The organism is Enterobacter sp. 03-F-07-AD-ECC (genome assembly GCF_047530935.1).
Taxonomy (GTDB): Bacteria; Pseudomonadota; Gammaproteobacteria; order Enterobacterales; family Enterobacteriaceae; genus Enterobacter; species Enterobacter cloacae.
This window is the reverse complement of record NZ_JBLKBZ010000078.1, coordinates 1-581: the sequence shown is the minus strand read 5'-3', so window position 1 is coordinate 581 and position 581 is coordinate 1. Positions and strand designations below refer to the sequence as shown.

General features: G+C 55.2%; 1 rRNA gene. It reads right to left on the bottom strand.

Annotated elements, in window-relative coordinates:
* Nucleotides 1–581: ribosomal RNA gene (locus tag ACMWKA_RS25710) — 23S ribosomal RNA — on the bottom strand; the annotation flags it as partial.

The following is a 581-nucleotide window of genomic DNA, read 5'->3' as shown; positions in this document are numbered from 1 at the left end:
TCAGGGAGAACTCATCTCGGGGCAAGTTTCGTGCTTAGATGCTTTCAGCACTTATCTCTTCCGCATTTAGCTACCGGGCAGTGCCATTGGCATGACAACCCGAACACCAGTGATGCGTCCACTCCGGTCCTCTCGTACTAGGAGCAGCCCCCCTCAATTCTCCAGCGCCCACGGCAGATAGGGACCGAACTGTCTCACGACGTTCTAAACCCAGCTCGCGTACCACTTTAAATGGCGAACAGCCATACCCTTGGGACCTACTTCAGCCCCAGGATGTGATGAGCCGACATCGAGGTGCCAAACACCGCCGTCGATATGAACTCTTGGGCGGTATCAGCCTGTTATCCCCGGAGTACCTTTTATCCGTTGAGCGATGGCCCTTCCATTCAGAACCACCGGATCACTATGACCTGCTTTCGCACCTGCTCGAGCCGTCACTCTCGCAGTCAAGCTAGCTTATGCCATTGCACTAACCTCCTGATGTCCGACCAGGATTAGCTAACCTTCGTGCTCCTCCGTTACTCTTTGGGAGGAGACCGCCCCAGTCAAACTACCCACCAGACACTGTCCGCAACCCGGAT